At 70.9% G+C, this 16,574-nt stretch carries 14 protein-coding genes; 12 read left to right on the top strand and 2 right to left on the bottom strand.

Features of this window, described 5'->3' with window-relative positions; all coding sequences use genetic code 11:
* Positions 1–33: 33 nt before the first annotated feature.
* From ilvD to ABTW64_RS11055, 5 genes are all read left to right on the top strand, one after another.
* Complete coding sequence (ilvD, locus tag ABTW64_RS11075; RefSeq protein ID WP_350622325.1) at positions 34–1,749, top strand: dihydroxy-acid dehydratase; 1,716 nt, start codon at positions 34–36, stop codon at positions 1,747–1,749.
* Positions 1,750–1,800: 51 nt separating this feature from the next.
* Complete coding sequence (locus ABTW64_RS11070; protein ID WP_350622323.1) at positions 1,801–3,618, top strand: acetolactate synthase large subunit; 1,818 nt, start codon at positions 1,801–1,803, stop codon at positions 3,616–3,618.
* A gap of 1 nt (position 3,619) precedes the next feature.
* Positions 3,620–4,129, top strand: coding sequence for an acetolactate synthase small subunit (ilvN, locus tag ABTW64_RS11065; protein ID WP_350622321.1), 510 nt, complete (start codon positions 3,620–3,622; stop codon positions 4,127–4,129).
* Between the two features lie 39 nt (positions 4,130–4,168).
* Complete coding sequence (gene ilvC / locus ABTW64_RS11060; RefSeq protein WP_350622319.1) at positions 4,169–5,197, top strand: ketol-acid reductoisomerase; 1,029 nt, start codon at positions 4,169–4,171, stop codon at positions 5,195–5,197.
* Positions 5,198–5,298: 101 nt separating this feature from the next.
* Positions 5,299–5,661, top strand: coding sequence for a TraR/DksA family transcriptional regulator (locus ABTW64_RS11055; RefSeq protein WP_350622317.1), 363 nt, complete (start codon positions 5,299–5,301; stop codon positions 5,659–5,661).
* Here ABTW64_RS11055 and ABTW64_RS11050 read toward each other — a convergent pair.
* Entirely contained in the window at positions 5,652–6,329 is a 678-nt protein-coding gene (locus tag ABTW64_RS11050) for a hypothetical protein (protein WP_350622315.1), read from the bottom strand. The genes ABTW64_RS11055 and ABTW64_RS11050 overlap by 10 nt on opposite strands.
* Positions 6,330–6,383: 54 nt before the next feature.
* On the bottom strand, positions 6,384–7,364 hold the full coding sequence (locus ABTW64_RS11045) for a LacI family DNA-binding transcriptional regulator (protein ID WP_350622313.1): 981 nt from the start codon (positions 7,362–7,364) through the stop codon (positions 6,384–6,386).
* A 177-nt stretch (positions 7,365–7,541) separates the two neighbouring features.
* On the opposite strand from ABTW64_RS11045, the gene ABTW64_RS11040 reads away from it, so the two are divergent.
* From ABTW64_RS11040 to ABTW64_RS11010, 7 genes are all read left to right on the top strand, one after another.
* Positions 7,542–8,795, top strand: a complete 1,254-nt coding sequence (locus tag ABTW64_RS11040) for a sugar ABC transporter substrate-binding protein (protein ID WP_350622311.1) — start codon at positions 7,542–7,544, stop codon at positions 8,793–8,795.
* 10 nt (positions 8,796–8,805) lie between these two features.
* Positions 8,806–9,912 carry a carbohydrate ABC transporter permease gene (locus tag ABTW64_RS11035; RefSeq protein WP_350622309.1) on the top strand — a complete coding sequence of 369 codons (1,107 nt, stop codon included), beginning with the start codon at positions 8,806–8,808 and terminating at the stop codon, positions 9,910–9,912.
* An 11-nt stretch (positions 9,913–9,923) separates the two neighbouring features.
* Positions 9,924–10,769: a carbohydrate ABC transporter permease gene (locus tag ABTW64_RS11030; RefSeq protein WP_350622307.1), complete on the top strand. Its 846-nt coding sequence runs from the start codon at positions 9,924–9,926 to the stop codon at positions 10,767–10,769.
* Positions 10,769–12,691 carry a glycogen debranching N-terminal domain-containing protein gene (locus tag ABTW64_RS11025; RefSeq protein WP_350622305.1) on the top strand — a complete coding sequence of 641 codons (1,923 nt, stop codon included), beginning with the start codon at positions 10,769–10,771 and terminating at the stop codon, positions 12,689–12,691. Before ABTW64_RS11030 ends, ABTW64_RS11025 begins: the two co-directional genes overlap by 1 nt.
* A gap of 184 nt (positions 12,692–12,875) precedes the next feature.
* A complete protein-coding gene (rpsA, locus tag ABTW64_RS11020) occupies positions 12,876–14,330 on the top strand; it encodes a 30S ribosomal protein S1 (protein WP_350622303.1) in 1,455 nt (484 codons plus the stop codon).
* Positions 14,331–14,497: 167 nt separating this feature from the next.
* Positions 14,498–15,493 carry an ABC transporter ATP-binding protein gene (locus ABTW64_RS11015; RefSeq protein WP_350622301.1) on the top strand — a complete coding sequence of 332 codons (996 nt, stop codon included), beginning with the start codon at positions 14,498–14,500 and terminating at the stop codon, positions 15,491–15,493.
* Entirely contained in the window at positions 15,490–16,533 is a 1,044-nt protein-coding gene (locus ABTW64_RS11010; protein ID WP_350622299.1) for an aliphatic sulfonate ABC transporter substrate-binding protein, read from the top strand. The genes ABTW64_RS11015 and ABTW64_RS11010 overlap by 4 nt, the downstream gene beginning before the upstream one ends.
* Positions 16,534–16,574: the final 41 nt, after the last annotated feature.

Here is a 16,574-nt window from a genome sequence, read left to right as displayed (position 1 = left end):
GGGCGCCCTGCGGCGCGGGCATAGACTTCCCACATGGTCGACCTCGCAACACCCGCCGGTTCCCCTGACATCAAGCCCCGCAGTCGCGTCGTCACGGACGGCATCGAGGCCACCACATCCCGCGGCATGCTGCGCGCGGTCGGCATGGGCGACGCTGACTGGGAGAAGCCGCAGATCGGCATCGCGTCGAGCTGGAACGAGATCACCCCCTGCAACCTCAGCCTCGACCGCCTCGCGCAGGGCGCCAAGGAGGGCGTGCACTCGGGCGGCGGCTACCCGCTGCAGTTCGGCACCATCTCGGTCTCCGACGGCATCTCGATGGGCCACGAGGGCATGCACTTCTCGCTCGTCTCGCGCGAGGTCATCGCCGACAGCGTCGAGACCGTGATCCAGGCCGAGCGCCTGGACGGCACCGTGCTGCTCGCCGGCTGCGACAAGTCCATCCCCGGCATGCTCATGGCCAGCGCGCGCCTCGGACTGTCGAGCGTGTTCCTCTACGCCGGCTCGATCGCCCCCGGATGGGTCAAGCTCTCGGACGGCACCGAGAAGGACATCACGATCATCGACTCGTTCGAGGGCGTCGGCGCGTGCCGCGCGGGGCTCATGAGCGAAGAGGACCTCAAGCGCATCGAGTGCGCCTTCGCGCCGGGTGAGGGTGCCTGCGGCGGCATGTACACCGCCAACACGATGGCGTCCGTCGCCGAGGCCCTGGGGCTGAGCCTTCCCGGCTCGGCGGCGCCGCCCTCGGCCGATCGCCGCCGCGACTACTTCGCCCACCGCTCGGGCGAGGCGGTCGTGAACCTGCTGCGCCAGGGCATCACCACCAGGGACATCCTGACCAAGGAGGCCTTCGAGAACGCGATCGCCCTCGCCATGGCCCTGGGCGGTTCGACCAATGTCGTGCTGCACCTGCTCGCGATCGCGCGCGAGGCCGAGATCGACCTCACGCTGCACGACTTCAACCGCATCGGCGACAAGACGCCTCACGTGGCCGACATGAAGCCGTTCGGCAAGTACGTCATGAACGACGTCGACCGCCACGGCGGCATCCCCGTGATCATGAAGGCCATGCTCGACGAGGGCCTGCTGCACGGCGACGCCCTGACAGTGACCGGCAAGACGCTCGCGGAGAACCTCGCCGACCTGAATCCCGACCCGGTCGACGGCGACGTGATCCACACGTTCGACAACCCCATCCACGCGTCCGGCGGCATCACGATCCTGCACGGCTCGCTCGCGCCCGAGGGTGCGGTCGTGAAGTCGGCCGGCTTCGACGCCGACGTGTTCGAGGGCCCCGCGCGCGTGTTCGAGCGCGAGCGCGCCGCGATGGACGCCCTCGCCGAGGGGCGCGTGAACGCGGGCGACGTGGTGGTGATCCGCTACGAGGGCCCCAAGGGCGGCCCCGGCATGCGCGAGATGCTCGCCATCACGGCGGCCATCAAGGGCGCCGGCCTCGGCAAGGATGTACTACTCTTGACGGACGGTCGATTCTCAGGCGGCACAACCGGACTGTGCATCGGCCATGTTGCACCCGAGGCGGTGGACGGAGGTCCGATCGCCCTGGTGCGCGATGGTGATCTGATCAGGGTCGATATCGCGGCTCGCACTCTCGACCTACTCGTCGACGACGCAGAGCTCGAATCCCGCCGTTCCGGCTGGGAGCCCCTGCCCCCGCGCTACACCCGAGGCGTTCTGGCGAAGTACTCGCGACTCGTGCGCTCCGCTGCGGAGGGCGCGACGACCGGCTGACATCCGCGCGTCCCCACGCGGATCCTCGACCCGACTCAAGGAAGCATCACCATGCCGTCCGATACCCCCTTCGACGCGGCCAAGGTCCTGCCGCGGCCTCCCGCCTCCCGCTCGGCGACGCCCGCCGCGCCCGTCATCACGGGCGCGGAGGCGGTCGTCCGCTCGCTCGAGCTGCTCGGCGTCACCGACGTGTTCGGGCTGCCCGGCGGCGCCATCCTGCCCGTCTACGACCCGCTGATGTCGGCTGCCACGCTGCGCCACATCCTGGTGCGCCACGAGCAGGGCGCGGGCCACGCGGCCGAGGGCTACGCCTCGGCCAGCGGCAAGGTCGGCGTCGCGATCGCCACGTCCGGCCCGGGTGCGACCAACCTCGTCACGGCCATCGCCGACGCGTACATGGACTCGGTGCCGATCGTCGCGATCACGGGCCAGGTGTTCTCGACCCTCATGGGCACGGACGCGTTCCAGGAGGCCGACATCGTCGGCATCACCATGCCGATCACGAAGCACTCGTTCCTGGTGAAGGACGCCGCCGACATCCCCGGCGCCATCGCGGCGGCCTACGAGATCGCCTCGACCGGACGTCCCGGCCCCGTGCTCGTCGACATCACGAAGGACGCGCAGCAGGCCGAGGCGCCGTTCGTGTGGCCGCCGAAGATCGATCTGCCGGGCTACCGTCCCGTGACCAAGGCGCACGGCAAGCAGATCCAGGCGGCCGCGGCGCTCATGGCGCAGGCCGAGCGTCCGGTGCTCTACGTCGGCGGCGGCGTGATCCGCGCCCGCGCCGCCGAGGAGCTCAAGGTGCTGGCCGAGGCGAGCGGCGCGCCCGTCGTCACGACGCTCATGGCGCGCGGGGCATTCCCCGACTCGCACCCGCAGCACCTCGGCATGCCGGGTATGCACGGCTCGGTGCCGGCGGTGCTCTCGCTGCAGGAGGCCGATCTGATCGTGGCGCTCGGCGCGCGATTCGACGACCGTGTGACCGGCAAGGCCGCGCTGTTCGCTCCCAAGGCCAAGGTCGTGCACGTCGACATCGACCCCGCCGAGATCTCGAAGATCCGCACGGCCGACGTGCCGATCGTGGGCGACCTCAAGGATGTGCTCGTCGATCTCGAGGGCGCCCTGCGTGCCGCGGGCGAGAAGAACGACATCTCCGAGTGGTGGGCGTACCTGCGCGGGCTGCAGGACCAGTACCCGCTGGGGTACGCGCCCACCAGCGACGGCCTGCTCGCGCCTCAGCACGTCATCCAGCGCATCGGCGAGCTCACCGGACCCGAGGGCGTGTACGCGGCGGGCGTGGGCCAGCACCAGATGTGGTCGGCGCAGTTCATCAAGTACGAGCGTCCCAATTCGTGGCTCAACTCGGGCGGCGCCGGCACGATGGGCTACTCGGTGCCGGCCGCGATGGGCGCCAAGGTCGCCCAGCCCGACCGCGTGGTGTGGGCGATCGACGGCGACGGCTGCTTCCAGATGACCAATCAGGAGCTGGCGACCTGCGCGATCAACAACATCCCCATCAAGGTCGCGATCATCAACAACTCGTCGCTCGGCATGGTGCGGCAGTGGCAGACGCTGTTCTACGACGGCCGCTACTCGAACACCGACCTCAACACGGGTCACGACTCGATCCGCATCCCCGACTTCGTGAAGCTCGCGGAGGCGTACGGATGCCTCGCCATCCGGGTCGAGAAGCCGGAGGACGTGGATGCCGCCATCCAGACCGCGCTCGAGACCAACGACCGGCCCGTCGTGATCGACTTCGTCGTGAGCGCCGATGCGATGGTGTGGCCCATGGTGCCCCAGGGCGTGAGCAACAGCTACGTGCAGTACGCGCGCGACCACGCCCCGGCGTTCTCGGAGGAGGACTGATATGACGACGCACGTGCTGAGCCTCCTCGTGGAGGACAAGCCCGGTCTGCTGACCCGCGTCGCAGGTCTGTTCGCGCGCCGCGGCTTCAACATCGAATCGCTCGCGGTGGGCGTGACCGAGGTGCCGGGCCTGTCCCGGATCACGGTGGTCGTCGACGTCGACGAGCTGCCCCTCGAGCAGGTCACCAAGCAGCTCAACAAGCTGATCAACGTGATCAAGATCGTCGAGCTGGATCCGGCTTCGAGCGTGCAGCGCGAGCACATGCTCGTGAAGGTGCGCGCCGACAACGCGTCGCGGTCCAACGTGCTCGAGGTCGTGAACCTGTTCCGCGCGAACGTGGTCGACTACGCGCCCGACGCGCTCGTGATCGAGATCACCGGCGACAAGGGCAAGGTCGACGCGTTCCTGAGGGCCATCGAGCCGTTCGGGATCCGCGAGCTCGCCCAGTCGGGCCTGCTCGCCCTCGGCCGCGGATCCAAGTCCATCACCGAGCGCGTCCTGCGCGGCTAGAACTCTGCAGACCCCAACCCCACCAAGGAGAACCACCAAGTGAGCACCGAGATCTTCTACGACGCCGACGCCGACCTGTCGCTCATCCAGGGCAAGAAGGTCGCGATCGTCGGGTACGGCTCGCAGGGCCACGCGCACGCCCAGAACCTGCGCGACTCGGGCGTCGAGGTCGCCATCGCGCTCAAGGACGGCTCGAAGTCGGCTGCCAAGGCGCAGGACGAGGGCTTCGAGGTCAAGAGCGTCGCGGACGCCACCGCCTGGGCCGACCTCATCATGATCCTCGCCCCCGACCAGCACCAGCGCGGCATCTACTCGGAGTCGATCGCGCCGAACCTGACCGAGGGCAAGACGCTCGCCTTCGCCCACGGCTTCAACATCCGCTTCGGCTACATCGACGCGCCCGAGGGCGTCGACGTGATCCTCGTCGCCCCCAAGGCGCCGGGCCACACGGTGCGCCGCGAGTTCGTCGCGGGTCGCGGCATCCCGGACATCATCGCCGTCGAGCGCGACGCGTCGGGCCAGGCCTGGGACGTCGCCCTGTCGTACGCGAAGGCCATCGGCGGCACGCGCGCGGGCGTCATCAAGACCACGTTCACCGAGGAGACCGAGACCGATCTGTTCGGCGAGCAGGCCGTGCTCTGCGGTGGCATGAGCCACCTCGTGCAGGCCGGCTTCGAGGTGCTGACCGAGGCGGGCTACCAGCCGCAGATCGCGTACTTCGAGGTGCTGCACGAGCTCAAGCTGATCGTCGACCTCATGTGGGAGGGCGGCATCGCGAAGCAGCGCTGGTCGATCTCCGACACGGCCGAGTTCGGCGACTACGTGTCGGGCCCCCGCGTGATCGACGCGGGCACCAAGGAGCGCATGAAGGAGATCCTCGCCGACATCCAGTCGGGCGCCTTCGCCAAGCGCTTCATCGACGACCAGGACAACGGGGCGCAGGAGTTCCTCGCGCTGCGCGAGAAGGAGCAGGGCCACCCGATCGAGGCGACCGGCAAGGAGCTGCGCGCCCTGTTCTCGTGGAAGAACACCGACGACGACTACGTCGAGGGCTCGGCTGCGCGCTGACCTTCCCCATAGACCGCTCCACCAGAGCCGGATCAGACCCCCGCACCCAGCCGGTGCGGGGGTCGCTCCGTCTCTCGGGACGACCGGCGTACGCTGACGGGATGCCTCCCGTGACCGACGAGATCCTGCGGCGGGCGCGCGAGCGGCTGGTCGCCGCGCGCGAGGAGGCCGAACGGCGGCTCGCGGCGCGGGCCACAGACCTCTCGGGCGTCGCCGCCGCACGCGGCGACGCGACCGCCGACGACGAGCATGACCCGGAGGGCGCGACGCTCTCGGGGGAGTGGTCGCGGCTCGCGGGTCTCAGCGCGGCGGCGCGGCGCGAGCTGGCCGACATCCACGCGGCGCTCGCGCGCGTGGACGGCGGCACGTACGGCGTGTGCGAGGTGTGCGGACAGCCGATCGCCGAGGGGCGGCTCGAGGCGCGCCCCACGGCGACCCGCTGTGTGCGCTGCGCTCAGCCGTAGTACTCGTCGCACTCCTCGGGCGTCAGCCCCGCGTCCTCGCACACCTGCTGGATGAAGTCGGGGTTGTCGGTGCCGTACTGCTCGACGTTGCCGATGACCCAGCTCGTGAAGGCGATGCTGATGATGGTTCCGGCGACGAGTCCCACGGCGCCGAGGATCAGAGCGGCGATGGCCATGCCCTTGCCGGGGTTCTTCTTGACCAGCACGATGATGCCGATCACGATCGCGGCGATCAGCAGCAGGCCCGCGAAGAGCACGCCGTACGGGAACAGCGAGCCGAGGAAGCCGACGATGCCGAGCACGAGGGCTGTGATGGCGAGCCCCTTGCCCGCCGGGCGCGGCGCGCCGTAGGGCGCACCGCCGTAGGGGGCGCCTGCATAGGGGGCCGCGCCGTACGGGGAGCCCGGATCGGCGGGCGGGGCCGGCTGGTCGGAACCGTACGGCGGCACGGGCGCTCCCGGATGACCCGGTCCTGCAGGCGCGCCATACGGCGGCTGAGGCGCGCCGGGGAAGCCTGGCGGGGGCGGCGGAACGGACCCGTCCCCCGCGGGCGGCGGAACCGGCGGGGTGGCGCCGTCCTGCGGATGCTGCGGATGCTGCGGATCCTGGGGCTGCTGGGGCCGCTGGGGCTCGTGCGGGTGCGGGGGCTCGTTCGGAGGAAGCGACATGGGGGAACCTTAGCGCGGAGGTCGGCCTCGATCGATGCGGCCGAAGCGCCCCGGTCAGCGGAGCACCAGCTGGGGCTCGACCAGCACGTGGCGCGCGCCGTCGGGTGCTGTGGCCGAACCCGACGGATCCAGCAGCAGGTCGAGCGCCGCCGATGCGACCTGCTCCGGAAGCTGCTCGACGCTGCTGAGGCCGATCGCCTCGGCGGCGGGAGTGTTGTCGAACCCCACGATCGGCAGGTCGGCCCGGCCCGCGGCGACCGCCGCGAGGTGCGCACCGATCGCGAGCGAGTCGCTCGCGCACACGAGGGCGTCGATCGCGGCGCCGGACGCCAGCACGTCGGCGACGACGGCGCGCGCGTCGCCGACGCTCTCCTCCGACACGAGCCGCAGGCCCGCCTGTGAGGGGAGCGCCGAGCGCCAGCCGAGCTCGCGGTCGTCGCCCGTGCCCGACCCGGCGGGCCAGCCGAGGAACGCGACGCGGGGCCCGGCAGCGTCCAGCGCCCACGCGGTCGCCTTGCGGGTGCCCGCGGCGCCGTCGACGTCGACCCAGGAGTGGTGATCGTCCTCACCCCACGGGCGGCCGAAGGCGACGAACGGCGTGCGGCGCGCGGCCAGCCAGCGGGTGCGCGGATCACCGTGGAACGTGCCCGTGATCACGGTCGCGTCTGCCTCGCCGCCGTCGAGCAGCTCGGCCAGGCGCGCGATCTCCTCATCGTGGTCACGCCCCGTGTAGAGCAGCACCCGCATGCCCCGTTCGCCGGCGAGGTCGGTGAGCGCGTGCACGAACCGGTCCAAGACCACACCCGAGATGCCGCCGGCGTACGGGTCGAGATGCATCGCGATGGTCGAGCTGCGCCGCGTGCGCAGGCTTCGCGCCGCGGCGTGGGGGCGGTAGCCGAGGTCGGCGATCGCGCGGCTGACCCGCTCTCGGGTGTCCTCCCGGACCAGCCCGGGGGAGTTGATCACGTTCGACACCGTCTGCCGAGACACCCCTGCGGCCGCGGCGACGTCCTGCAGTCGCGGCGCTCGTTCCACGTCATCCCCCTCTCGCGCCCGGCTTGCGAGCGCGGGCGCGCGACTCATCCTAGGGCCGATCGCGGAGCCGTTGACACGGCGATTGGAACGTTCATACACTGACCCTGCACCGCCAAGTGGAACGTTCCAATCCTCGGGTCGGTGCGATGTCAGCCCTCATCAAAGGAGAAGAGACGCATGGCACGGCACACGACATCCCGGGTCCTCGGCACCGCGGCCATCGCGGCGTCCACGGCGCTGCTCGCCACCGGCTGCGGCTCCGGCTTCGACGACGGCGGCGGGGGAGGCGGCACGGGCGGTGCTGACCCGTCGCCCACCGGTGAGCTCACGCTGCTGATCGGCTCGTCGGGCGATGCCGAGACCCAGGCGGTGCAGGATGCGGTCGCCGCGTGGTCGGAGGAGTCCGGGGTCGCGGCGAACGTGCAGGTCGCGAACGACCTGCCGCAGCAGCTGTCGCAGGGCTTCGCGGCGGGTTCGCCGCCCGACCTGTTCTACCTGTCCACCGACGCGCTCGCGGGCTACGCCGCGAACGGCTCCCTCGCGCCGTACGGCGACCAGCTGCAGAACAAGGACGACTTCTACCCGTCGCTCGTGGAGAACTTCACGTACGAGGGCGAGTTCTACTGCGCGCCCAAGGATTTCTCGACCCTGGCGCTGGTCATCAATCGGGCCGCGTGGGAGGAGGCCGGTCTCGCCGAGGACGATGTGCCGGCGACATGGGACGAGCTCGCTGACGTCGCCCAGCAGCTGACGACGGGCGATCGCGTGGGACTGGCCTTCGGAGCGGAGTATCAGCGCGTGGGCGTCTTTATGGCCCAGGCGGGCGGCGGGCTGATCGAGGACGGCGCGGCGATCGCCGACAGCGACGCGAACGTCGAGGCCCTGCAGTACGTCAAGGACCACCTGAGCGACGGCTCGTTCGCCTATGCGACCGACATCGGAGCGGGCTGGGGCGGCGAGGCCTTCGGCACGGGCGCCGCCGCCATGGTGATCGAGGGCAACTGGATCACGGGCGCCATGACCAACGACTATCCCGACGTCGACTACATGGTCGCGCCGCTTCCGGCGGGCCCCGCCGGCGAGGGCACGCTGCAGTTCACGAACTGCTGGGGCATGGCGGCCGACAGCCCGAACCAGGAGGCGGCCCTCGAGCTGGTCGAGCACCTGACGAGCACCGACCAGCAGCTCGCGTTCTCGGAGGCCTTCGGTCCGATGCCGTCGATCCAGTCCGCCGCCGCCGACTGGCAGGAGGCGAACCCCGAGCTGGCGCCGTTCCTGGACGGTGCGGAGAGCGCGCAGTTCCCGCCGAACATCGAGGGCGCCGCTGACATCATCACCGACTTCAACGCGCAGCTGGAAGGCCTGCGCGAGGGGGATCCGGCCGCGATCCTCGAGTCGGTGCAGGGCAACCTCGAAGCCGCGCTCGGCTGAGCCGACGGTCATGACCGCGGCGACGACCCGCGCGCCTCGCCGCGCCCGATCCTCCGGGATCCGGCGCGGCGAGGCCGCGGCCGGCTGGATCTTCACGCTGCCGGTGGTGCTCATCCTGGGCGTGTTCCTGCTGGTGCCCGTTCTGATGGCGCTCTGGGTGAGCGTCAGCGACTGGACGGGCCGCGGCAGCCCGCTGTCCTCGTCGGTGTCGTTCGTCGGGCTCGACAACTACGCCGCCGTCACGAGCGGAGGCGGGCTCGCCGAGCGCGACTTCGGCACCGCGATGCGCAACAACGTCTGGTACGTCGTGCTGGTCGTGCCGCTGCAGACCGCGCTCTCGCTGCTGCTCGCGGTGCTCGTCAACGGCGCGGCCCTCCGGGGAAAGGGGTTCTTCCGCACCGCGTTCTACTTCCCGTCGGTGACCAGCTCCGTCGCGATCACCGTGCTGTGGCTGTTCCTGTTCTCCACGAACGGCGTCGTCAACCGCGTGCTGTCGTACGCGGGAGTGGCGGGACCGAACTGGTTCAACGAGCCGCGCGGGGTCATCCACCACGCACTCGCCGCGATCGGCGTGACGCGCCCAGCCGGTGCGCTGACGGAGGGCGGGATGCTGGGCATCAGCTGGTGGGACTGGCTCGCGGGCCCCTCGGTCGCCATGAGCGCGTTCATCCTCATGGCCGTCTTCACCACGTCGGGCACCTTCATGCTGCTGTTCCTCGCGGCCCTGCAGAACCTGGGCGGCGACGTGCAGGAGGCCGCGATGGTGGATGGCGCCGGCGCGTGGCAGCGGTTCTGGCGCGTCACCCTGCCCCAGCTGCGACCGACCCTGTTCACCGTGCTGACCCTCGGCCTGATCGGCTGCTGGCAGGTGTTCGAGCAGATCTACACCGGCACGCAGGGCGGCCCGAGCAAGACGACGCTCACGCCCGCCTACCTCAGCTATCACGCGGCGTTCCGGTCGCAGGAGTGGGGCCAGGGCTCGGCGATCGCGTTCATCCTGTTCGCGATCATCGTCGTCATGACGCTCGTCCAGCGGTGGGCGCTGCGAGAGCGGCCGGTGTCGCGCCGGCGGATGCGGATGTACGAGGGCGTCGCGCGCCGGGGCGGTGCCCGATGAGCGGCGCGGCGATGCGTGTGGGCAGGTCGCGCGGCGTTATCGCCCGACAGGGCGCGCTGTACCTGCTGCTGATCGCGCTCGCCGTCGTGTACATCTACCCGTTCCTGGTGCAGGTGGCCACATCGTTCAAGCCGGACGCGGAGGCGGCCGTCTCGCCCGTCTCGCTGTTCCCCGCGACGGTCACGTGGGCGGCGTACGAACGGCTGTTCCTCAACTCGGACTTCCCGGTGTGGTTCGCGAACTCCGCCGTGGTCACCGTGCTCGTCACGCTCGGGCGCGTGTTCTTCAACTCGCTGGCCGGCTACGCGCTCGCGCGGCTGCGATTCCCCGGCCGCGGCATCGTCTTCGCCGCCGTCATCGCGGTGATGTCGGTGCCGACCGTCGTGCTGCTCATCCCGAAGTTCCTCGTGATCAACCAGCTCGGCATGTACGACTCGTACACGGGCATGGTGCTACCGCTCCTGGTGGATGCGGCGGGCGTGTTCATCATGAAGAACTTCTTCGAGTCGATCCCGACCGCGGTCGAGGAACAGGCGCGCATCGACGGCGCCGGAGTGTTCCGCACGTTCTGGTCGGTCGTGCTGCCGATGGCGCGGCCCGCGCTCGTCACGATCGTGATCCTGTCCTTCCAGGGATCGTGGAACGAGCTCAGCCACTTCATCGTGTCGACGCAGTCTCCCGAGCTCACCACACTGACCAAGGGCGTCGCCTCGCTCGCGAGCGGGCAGCTGAGCCAGGGCAGCCAGTACCCGCTCAAGCTCGCGGCGGCCGCCATCATGACCATCCCCGTCGCGGTGCTGTTCTTCGTCTTCCAGCGTCGCATCATGAACGCCAGCCAGGGAGCCGTGAAGGAATGATGTCGTACGAGCCGCAGGCTCAGCCGCCGCTGCAGCCGCTGCTGCACGATCGCGAGATCGCGCTGCGAGCCCCGACCCAGGTGTGGTCGGGACCGGGCGGCGATCTCGGCGCCGCTCCGATCGACGGCGTCTACCACGGGGATGTGCGCCACATCCGCGCGCTCGCGCTCACGTGCGACGAGTCGGCGATCGAGTGGGTCGGCACCGCCCGACACGGTGCCTCCCATGCGGTGTTCTCGGCGCTGCTGCGTGGCATCGACGACGCGACGCCCGACCCGCGGGTGCGGCTGATCCGCGAGCGGATCGTCGAAGCGGGCGTCGTGCGGGAGCGCCTGGCCCTGCGCAACGGGCGCGACACCGCGGTCGCCGCCACGCTCCGCGTGCGCCTCAGACCCGACTTCGCGTCGCTGCACGACGTCAAGGCGGGCCGCGCCGGTGCCGTCGCGTTCGAGATGCTCCCCGCCGACGGATCCGCGGCCGTCAGCTCCGGGGCTCAGCGCTTCGTCGTCAGCGCCGAGCGCGGCCGGGCGCGGACCGGGGAGGAGCAGATCGAGCTCGAGTGGCGTCTGCGTGCCGACGCGCGGGGGGAGGCGACCGCGGCGTGGTCGGTCGCTCTCGCCGACCAGACGCTCGTGGTGCGCGCCCCCTCGCGCCCGGCGCCGTGGGACGTGGGCGACCTCGCGGCGTCGGTCCCGCGCTCCGAGCCGCGGCTCGCGCGGTGGCTCGAGACCGCGCTCGATGACCTCGACGCGCTGCGGCTCGCCCTGCCCGACCATCCCGACGACGAGTTCTACGCGGCGGGCGCGCCGTGGTTCTTCACGCTCTTCGGGCGCGACTCCCTCTGGGCGGCCCGCCTGCTGCTGCCGATCGACGTGCGTGTGGCGGCATCGACCCTGCGGGTGCTCGCGCGGCTGCAGGGCACGCAGGACGACCCGGATGCCGCGCAGGAGCCCGGCAAGATCCTGCACGAGCTGCGCGCGACCGTGCTGGAGATCCCGGGGGAGGACGTGAGCCTGCCGCCGCTCTACTACGGCAGCGTCGATGCGACCCCGCTGTGGATATGCCTGCTGGCGGACGCCTGGCGAGCGGGGATGCCGGACGACGAGGTGCGGGCGCTGCTGCCCGCCCTGCGGCGAGCCCTCGCGTGGCTGACGGAGCGCGGCGACAGCGACGGCGACGGGTTCGTGGACTACCTCGACAGATCGGGGCGGGGCCTCGCGAACCAGGGCTGGAAGGACTCGGGCGACTCGATCCAGTGGCGCGACGGCAGGCTCGCGCAGGGGCCCATCGCGCTGTGCGAGGTGCAGGGCTACGCGTACGAGGCGGCCCTGGCAGGGGCGGACATCCTGGCGCACTTCGGCGAGGACGCCGGAGAGCTGCGCGAGTGGGCGTCGGCCTTGCGCGCGCGTTTCCGCGAGGCGTACTGGGTGCACACCCCCGAGGGGCGATACCCCGCGGTGGCTCTCGACCGCGATAAGCGGCCGGTCGACGCGCTCACCAGCAACATCGGGCACCTGCTGGGCACGGGCATCCTGGACCCGGACGAGGAGCGGCACGTCGCGTCGCTGCTGCTGCGGGAGACGATGGCGTCGGGCTACGGCCTCCGCACGATGTCGACCGGCGCCGCGGGGTACTGGCCCCTGTCGTATCACGGCGGCAGCGTCTGGACCCACGACACCGCGATCGCCGTGCACGGCATGCTGCGCGCGGGCCTGGCTGACGAGGCGCGGGCAGCGGCGGAGGGCCTGCTCGCCGCCGCGGAGGGATTCGGGTACCGTGTGCCGGAGCTGCACAGCGGGGACCCCCTCTCCGAGACCGGGGCGCCGACACCGTACCCCGCCGCGTGCCGTCCGCAGGCCTGGTCCGCGGCCGCCGCGGTCGTGGCATGGAGCGCGCTGGACGGCTCCCGCGCCAGGCCCTGATTCTGGTACCCTGGAGTGTCACGCGTGTGCGCGTCGCCCGGAGTCTTCCGGGAGGGACCACCGCGGGATGCACGAAGACAATCCAACTGCCGCGGTTCGCATCGTGGCCTCGCGCGTCCGGGAGACCGGAGGTGAGGGGCTGAGCCACGGCCCGAGTAAACATCCAACAAGGACAACCCACTACATGACTAACGCAACGACCGCCCCGGCCACCAAGCAGGTCGCGATCAACGACATCGGCTCTGCTGAGGACTTCCTGGCCGCGGTCGAGAAGACCCTGAAGTCTTTCAACGACGGCGACATCATCGAGGGCACGATCGTCAAGATCGACCGCGACGAGGTTCTGCTCGACGTGAGCTTCAAGACCGAGGGCGTCATCCCCTCGCGCGAGCTCTCGATCAAGCACGACGTCGACCCCAACGAGGTCGTCAGCGTCGGCGACGTCGTCGAGGCCCTGGTTCTCCAGAAGGAGGACAAGGAAGGCCGTCTGATCCTGTCGAAGAAGCGCGCGCAGTACGAGCGCGCCTGGGGCGACGTGGAGAAGATCAAGGAGAACGACGGCGTCGTGACCGGCACCGTCATCGAGGTCGTCAAGGGCGGTCTCATCGTCGACATCGGCCTGCGCGGCTTCCTGCCCGCGTCGCTCATCGAGCTGCGCCGTGTCCGCGACCTCACGCCGTACCTCGGCCAGGAGATCGAGGCCAAGATCCTCGAGCTCGACAAGAACCGCAACAACGTCGTGCTCTCGCGCCGCGCCCTCCTCGAGGAGACGCAGTCGGCCACGCGCACGCAGTTCCTCAACAACCTGCACAAGGGCCAGGTCCGCAAGGGCGTCGTCTCGTCGATCGTCAACTTCGGTGCGTTCGTCGACCTCGGCGGCGTGGACGGCCTCGTGCACGTCTCGGAGCTGTCGTGGAAGCACATCGAGCACGCCTCCGAGGTCGTCGAGGTCGGCCAGGAGGTCACCGTCGAGATCCTCGAGGTCGACCTGGACCGCGAGCGCGTCTCGCTGTCGCTGAAGGCGACCCAGGAGGACCCGTGGCAGGTCTTCGCCCGCACGCACGCGATCGGTCAGATCACGCCGGGCAAGGTCACCAAGCTGGTTCCGTTCGGTGCGTTCGTCCGCGTCGCCGACGGCATCGAGGGCCTCGTGCACATCTCGGAGCTGTCGTCGAAGCACGTCGAGCTGGCTGAGCAGGTCGTGTCGGTGGGCGAGGAGGTCTTCGTCCGCGTGATCGACATCGACCTCGACCGTCGCCGCATCTCGCTGTCGCTCAAGCAGGCGAACGAGATGGTCGACCCCAACGGCACCGAGTTCGACCCGGCGCTGTACGGCATGGTCACCGAGTACGACGAGAACGGCGAGTACAAGTACCCCGAGGGCTTCGACCCCGAGACCAACCAGTGGCTCGAGGGCTTCGACGAGGCTCGCGAGAAGTGGGAGCAGGAGTACGCCGCCGCGCAGGCCCGCTGGGAGCAGCACAAGGCCCAGGTCGCCAAGGCCCTCGAGGCCGAGGCGGAGGCGGGCGACGAGTTCGGCGGCGCCGCCGGCTCGTTCAGCTCGGAGTCGGCCGGTGCCGGCACCCTCGCCGACGACGAGGCCCTGGCCGCGCTTCGCGAGAAGCTGGCCGGTCGCTGATCCTCAGCTGACACCCCCGCAGAACGGGGCCGGATCCCTCGGGATCCGGCCCCGTTCTCTGTTGGCACGGTGCTCTCGATCGGAGCGCGCCCGTCCGCGCGGAGCGAATGTGTCGCTTCGTTTCGCCCCGATTCGGCCGGTCGCCCAGGGGCCGGGAGCATGGGGGCATGCCCGCCCTCACCGCACGCGACCACACGGCCTCGGTCGGTGCCGTGCGCCTCTCCGGCGTGGGGCGGACGTTCCTCGCGCCCGGCGGAGCCCGAGAGGTGCTGCGCGGCGTCGACGTCGACCTCGCCCCCGGCGAGATCGTCACGGTCATCGGCCCGTCGGGCTGTGGCAAGTCGACCCTGCTGCGCCTCGTCGCGGGGCTCGACCAGCCCACGCAGGGCTCCATCGCGCTCGACGGCACGGCGCTGTCCGACACCGACGAGCGCACGGCCGTCGCGTTCCAGGAGCCCCGCCTGCTGCCGTGGCGCACCCTGGCGCAGAACGTCGAGCTCGGACTGCCGCGTGGTGCGTTCGCCGGACGCGTCGGTCGTCGGGCCGGGCGCGAGCGCGTGCGCGAGCTGCTGCACCTGGTGGGCCTCGATCACGCGGCCGATCAGCGCCCCCGCGAGGTGTCGGGCGGCATGGCCCAACGCGCCTCGCTCGCCCGCGCGCTCGCCCGCAATCCCGGCGTCCTGCTGCTCGACGAGCCGTTCGGAGCCCTCGACGCGCTGACCCGCCTGCGCATGCAGGACCTGCTGCTCGAGATCCATGCGGCCCAGCCGCTGACCATCCTGCTCGTCACGCACGACGTGGAAGAGGCCCTCTATCTCGGCGACCGCGTGCTGCTGCTGCGCTCGCTGCACGGGCCGGGCCTCCACGACGAGCCGGCACGGCCGACAGCCGCTCCGGAGCACCGGGCACGGGTGGTCGCGCTCGGCTCGGACGCCGGCATCGGGGCATCGGGCGCCTCGCTCCCCGCCGCGGTGGAGCGTCACGACGCCGTCCCGGCTGTGGCGCCCGGCGCACCGGGCTCCCTCGCCCGGATCGTCGCCGTGCCCGGCAGACGACCTCGCGACCGCGCGGACCGCGCGCTCGCGGACCTGCGCGCCAGCCTGCTGGAAGGGCTCGGCGTGCCCACCCACCATCACCCGCTCGCCCCCAAGGAGAACCGATGAGCACCGTCATCCGCCGTACCGCGCCCACGATCACCCTGCTCGGCGCGATGGCGATGCTGGCCACGGGCTGCGTCGCGGGCGAGAACGCCGGATCCGGTGCTGCCGGTGCCGCCGGGGACGCCGGCGCGGGGGAGTGGTCGACCGACACCGTGACCCTCGACTGGGCCACGTACAACCCGCTGAGTCTGGTGGTGCGCGACCAGGGTCTCGTGGAGGCCGCCCTCGGCGACGACGTCACCGTCGAATGGGTGCAGTCGGCGGGATCGAACAAGGCGAACGAGCTGCTGCGCTCGGGCTCGGCCGACATCGCCTCGACCGCGGGCTCGGCGGCCCTCTTCGCGCGCGCCAACGGCTCGCCCATCAAGGTGATCGACATCTACTCGCAGCCGGAGTGGTCGGCGATCGTGGTCGCGCCAGGCAGCGGGATCACGTCGGTCGCCGACCTCGAGGGCGCGTCGGTCGCGGCGACCAAGGGCACGGACCCCTACTTCTTCCTGCTGCAGGCGCTCGAGGAGGCCGGGCTCTCCCTCGACGACGTCGAGGTGCAGAACCTGCAGCACGCCGACGGGCGCGCGGCACTCGAGGGCGGATCGGTGGACGCGTGGGCGGGTCTCGACCCGATCATGGCGGCCGCCGAGGTCGAGTCGGACGCCGAGCTGATCTACCGCAACGTCGACTTCAACACGTACGGGTTCCTCAACGCCACGGAGGACTTCATCGACAACCACGCCGACGTCGCGCAGGTGGTCGTCGACGCGTACGAGGAGGCGCGTACGTGGGCTCTCGCTCACCCTGAGGAGACCGCTGCCCTTCTGGCGGACGCCGCGGGCATCGCTCCCGAGGTCGCCACCACGGTCATCGCCGAGCGCTCGAACCTCGACGTCTCTGGCGTGCCCGGAGCCGACCAGCTCGCCGTGCTCGAGAAGATCGCGCCCGTGATCGTCGACTCGGGCGATGTCGCGGGCGGGCAGAAGGCGGTGGACGACGCGCTGGCCTCGATCATCGACGACTCGTTCGCCACGCGGGCCACGGGCGAGTGAGCGAGACGGATCGGGCGCACGTCGCGATCGGCGGCTTCGGC

Origin of the sequence: Microbacterium sp. NPDC096154, assembly GCF_040302945.1 — a bacterium.
GTDB lineage: Bacteria > Actinomycetota > Actinomycetes > Actinomycetales > Microbacteriaceae > Microbacterium.
The sequence above is the reverse complement of the archived record's forward strand: the minus strand, read 5'-3'. Positions and strand labels throughout refer to the sequence as shown.

Coding starts and splice junctions, on each gene's coding strand:
- ilvD (WP_350622325.1), top strand. CDS start 34: ATGGTCGACCTCGCAACACCCGCCGGTTCCCCTGACATCAAGCCCCGC.
- ABTW64_RS11070 (WP_350622323.1), top strand. CDS start 1,801: ATGCCGTCCGATACCCCCTTCGACGCGGCCAAGGTCCTGCCGCGGCCT.
- ilvN (WP_350622321.1), top strand. CDS start 3,620: ATGACGACGCACGTGCTGAGCCTCCTCGTGGAGGACAAGCCCGGTCTG.
- ABTW64_RS11055 (WP_350622317.1), top strand. CDS start 5,299: ATGCCTCCCGTGACCGACGAGATCCTGCGGCGGGCGCGCGAGCGGCTG.
- ABTW64_RS11050 (WP_350622315.1), bottom strand. CDS start 6,329: ATGTCGCTTCCTCCGAACGAGCCCCCGCACCCGCACGAGCCCCAGCGG.
- ABTW64_RS11040 (WP_350622311.1), top strand. CDS start 7,542: ATGGCACGGCACACGACATCCCGGGTCCTCGGCACCGCGGCCATCGCG.
- ABTW64_RS11035 (WP_350622309.1), top strand. CDS start 8,806: ATGACCGCGGCGACGACCCGCGCGCCTCGCCGCGCCCGATCCTCCGGG.
- ABTW64_RS11030 (WP_350622307.1), top strand. CDS start 9,924: ATGCGTGTGGGCAGGTCGCGCGGCGTTATCGCCCGACAGGGCGCGCTG.
- ABTW64_RS11025 (WP_350622305.1), top strand. CDS start 10,769: ATGTCGTACGAGCCGCAGGCTCAGCCGCCGCTGCAGCCGCTGCTGCAC.
- rpsA (WP_350622303.1), top strand. CDS start 12,876: ATGACTAACGCAACGACCGCCCCGGCCACCAAGCAGGTCGCGATCAAC.
- ABTW64_RS11015 (WP_350622301.1), top strand. CDS start 14,498: ATGCCCGCCCTCACCGCACGCGACCACACGGCCTCGGTCGGTGCCGTG.
- ABTW64_RS11010 (WP_350622299.1), top strand. CDS start 15,490: ATGAGCACCGTCATCCGCCGTACCGCGCCCACGATCACCCTGCTCGGC.